At 73.4% G+C, this 3355-nt stretch carries 3 protein-coding genes; 1 reads left to right on the forward strand and 2 read right to left on the reverse strand.

The genetic code is table 11. The features are described 5' to 3' along the window. The first annotated feature begins 262 nt into the window (after positions 1–262). Positions 263–1345: a GNAT family N-acetyltransferase gene (locus ACFQ4O_RS16300; protein WP_378777223.1), complete on the forward strand. Its 1083-nt coding sequence runs from the start codon at positions 263–265 to the stop codon at positions 1343–1345. A gap of 46 nt (positions 1346–1391) precedes the next feature. Here ACFQ4O_RS16300 and ftsY read toward each other — a convergent pair whose 3' ends face one another. Both ftsY and ACFQ4O_RS16310 read right to left on the reverse strand, forming a co-directional pair. Continuing rightward, positions 1392–2351, reverse strand: coding sequence for a signal recognition particle-docking protein FtsY (gene ftsY / locus ACFQ4O_RS16305; RefSeq protein ID WP_378777225.1), 960 nt, complete (start codon positions 2349–2351; stop codon positions 1392–1394). 24 nt (positions 2352–2375) lie between these two features. Beyond that, positions 2376–3355: radical SAM protein (locus ACFQ4O_RS16310; protein ID WP_378777227.1), on the reverse strand; the 980-nt coding region annotated here is incomplete at its 5' end.

The raw sequence follows: 3355 nt of genomic DNA on the forward strand, positions 1-3355 counted from the left end.
TGTCAGCCGGCTTCGCCGCCGCGCTGGTGAAGCCGCTCGACGCCGCGCGGCTGGCGGAGCTGCTGGACCGCAGGGCCGCGACCGCCCGCGTCGCCTGAACGGCCGTCCGGCGTTTCCTTTGCGATGACAGCGGTTTGAGCTGTCATATGGCCGTTGGCGGAGTATGGTGTCCTGTTCGTTGCGGTCGCGAGGCCGTGCGCCGGGCGCGACGCCGTCCCGGCGTTCACAAGAGGCGCCCGACCGCCCCACGCAAAGGCTGACCATGGCCATCGTCCGCGCCACTCCGACCGGCCCCGCCGCGCTCGTGCGCCGCTTCCGCTCCCACCATTCGGCCGAGCGTCCCGGCGCCGCCGCCAAGCTGATCGCCAGCTTCCGGGGCGAGGCCGCCCCGCGGAACACCCCCAGTAGGGCGGAGCTCGAAGCCTCCGCCGCCCGGCTGCCGAAGCCGCTCGGCCGCATCGGCGCGCTGGAGCTGCGCCTCGCCGAACGGCCGAAGGAGGTCAAGCGCGCCCAGCGGCTGCGCTACGAGGTGTTCTACAAGGAGATGGCGGCGACCGCCGATCCGCTGGCCAAGCTCGCCCGCCGGGACATGGACGCCTATGACGCGGTCTGCGACCACCTGCTGGTGCTGGACCACGGGCCGAAGCCCGCGCATCCGGTGGCGAGCAAGCTGCTGGCCGGGCTTCAGGGCTTCGACCTGAAGGGCTTCGAGGCCAAGGCCAAGGCCCCCTTCGCCATCGGCGCGACGCCGAAGGCGCCCAAGCCCCGGGTGGTCGGCACCTACCGCCTGCTGCGGCAGGAGCAGGCCGACCGCGCCTTCGGCTTCTACACCTCCGGCGAATTCGACATCGAGCCGCTGATCGCCCGCCACCCCGGCCTGTCGTTCCTGGAGCTTGGCCGCTCCTGCGTGCTGAAGCCCTTCCGGGACAAGCGCACGGTGGAGCTGCTGTGGCACGGCGTGTGGTCCTATGTGGTGGCGCACGACGTGGACGTGATGATCGGCTGCGCCAGCCTCGAGGGCGTCGATCCCGCCCGCATGGCGCTGCCGCTGTCCTACCTGCACCACTTCCACCGCGCCCCGGCCGAGTGGGCCGCCGCCGCGCTGCCCGGCCGCCGCACGGACATGAACCTCATGCCGAAAGAGGCGATCGACCTGAAGGCCGCGCTCAAGGCGCTGCCGCCGCTGATCAAGGGCTATCTCAGGCTCGGCGCCTATGTGGGCGACGGCGCGGTGATCGACCGCCAGTTCGGCACCACCGACGTGCTGATCGTGCTGCCGCGCGCGATCATCAACCCGCGCTACGTGGCCTATTACGGCGCCGACGCCAGCCGCCACGCCGCCTGAGGCTGGACGGAAAGGGGCGGGGGGATCGCCTCCCCGCCCGTTCGCGTCAGAACTCCCAGAACTTCTCGTGCTTGGGCAGGCCCACCAGCGCGCGGGCGAAATCGTCCGCGTCGAACGGCTCCAGGTCGTCCAGGCCCTCGCCCACGCCGATGAAGTGCACCGGCAGGCCGTATTTCTCCGCCACCGCCACGAGGATGCCGCCCCGGGCGGTGCCGTCGAGCTTGGTCACCACGAGGCCGGTGACGCCCGCGGTGCGCTGGAACGCCTCCACCTGCGACAGCGCGTTCTGGCCGGTGGTGGCGTCCAGCACCAGCAGGCAGGCGTGGGGCGCGTCGGGGTCGAACTTCTTCAGCACCCGGACGATCTTCTCCAGCTCCGCCATCAGCCCGGCCTTGTTCTGCAGCCGGCCGGCGGTGTCGACGATCAGCAGGTCCGCGTCCTGCTCCCGCGCCTTGACGAAGGCCTCGTAGGCGAGCGCGGCCGCGTCGGCGCCGGTCTCCTTGGCGACGAAGATCGCGCCGGACCGCTCGGCCCAGACGCCGAGCTGCTCCACGGCCGCGGCGCGGAACGTGTCGCCCGCCGCGAGCACGATCTTCATGCCGGCGGTGCGGTAGGTCTCCGCCAGCTTGCCGATGGTGGTGGTCTTGCCCGAGCCGTTGACGCCGACGACGAGGATCACCGCCGGGCGCGCGCTTTCCGGCGGATCGAGCGGGATCGCGACCGGGGCCAGCGTCTTCGCCACCTCCTGCGCCACGATGGCGCGCACGCCGGCGCCGTCGAGCGCCCGCTCGTGCCGCGCGCGGCCCACAGCCGCGGTGATGCGCTCGGCCGCGGAGACGCCCAGATCCGCCTGGATCAGCAGGTCTTCGAGCTCGTCCAGCGTCGCGCCGTCGAGCTTCTCCTTGGTGAACAGCTCGGTGATGCCGCGGGTGAGCTGGTTCGAGGTCTTGGCGAGGCCCGCGCGCAGCCGCGAGAACCAGTCCCTGGGTTGGGCGTCGTCGGTCATGGCGTCTGTCCTTCGGCGGGGCGTTCAGGCGGCGATCAGGGCGCGGCCGTCATGGGCGAGGGCGCGCACGACGACGGTCTCGCCCCGGGGGACGGGGCGGGCGAGGCGGATGGCGGTGAAATCGGCCGCGCGGGCGAGGCCCCGGCCCTCCGACAGCGCGGCGATGTCGCGGCCGAGACGCGCGTCGAGATGGCGGGCGAGCAGCGCCTCGCCGGTGCGGCGGAGTTCGGCGGCGCGGGCCTTCACCACCTCGGCGGGCAGCTGCGGCATGCGGGCCGCGGGCGTCTCGGGCCGGGCGGAGAACGGAAACACATGGGCGTAGGCGACGCCGCACTCGTCCAGCGCGGCGCGGGTGTTGGCGGCCATGGCCTCGGTCTCGGTCGGAAAGCCCGCGATCACGTCGCAGCCGAAGGCCACGTCCGGCCGCGCCCGCCGCGCCGCGTCGCAGAAGGCCACGGCGTCGGCGCGGGAGTGCCGGCGCTTCATGCGCTTCAGGATCAGGTCGTCGCCGGACTGGAGCGAGAGATGGAGATGGGGCGCGAGCCGCTCCTCCTCCGCCAGCGCGCGCATCAGCGCCGGGTCGATCTCCACCGCGTCGAGCGAGGACAGCCGGAGCCGCGGCAGATCGGGCGTGGCGGCCAGCACCGCGCGGACCAGATCGCCCAGCCGCTCGTCCTCCCCGAGATCCGCGCCCCAGGAGGTCAGGTCCACGCCGGTCAGCACCGCCTCGCGGGCGCCGAGCGAAAGAACCCGACGCACCTCGGCGATCACCTGCGCCTTCGGCACCGAGCGCGAGACGCCGCGCCCGAACGGGATGACGCAGAAGGTGCAGCGGTGGTCGCAGCCGGTCTGCACGGCGACGAAGGCGCGCGGCAGCAGGATGTCCGCGCCCGCCGGGGGCGCGGGAGGGGCGAGGCGTTCCGCGAACACGTCGCCCACGGCGACGCGGGGCGCGTCCAGCCCGGCCCGCCGCGCCCAGGTCTCCGGGTTCTGGCGCGCGTCCG

This window comes from Methylopila musalis, assembly GCF_042679725.1.
Classification (GTDB): Bacteria; Pseudomonadota; Alphaproteobacteria; order Rhizobiales; family Methylopilaceae; genus Methylopila; species Methylopila musalis.

Coding starts and splice junctions, on each gene's coding strand:
- ACFQ4O_RS16300 (WP_378777223.1), top strand. CDS start 263: ATGGCCATCGTCCGCGCCACTCCGACCGGCCCCGCCGCGCTCGTGCGC.
- ftsY (WP_378777225.1), bottom strand. CDS start 2,351: ATGACCGACGACGCCCAACCCAGGGACTGGTTCTCGCGGCTGCGCGCG.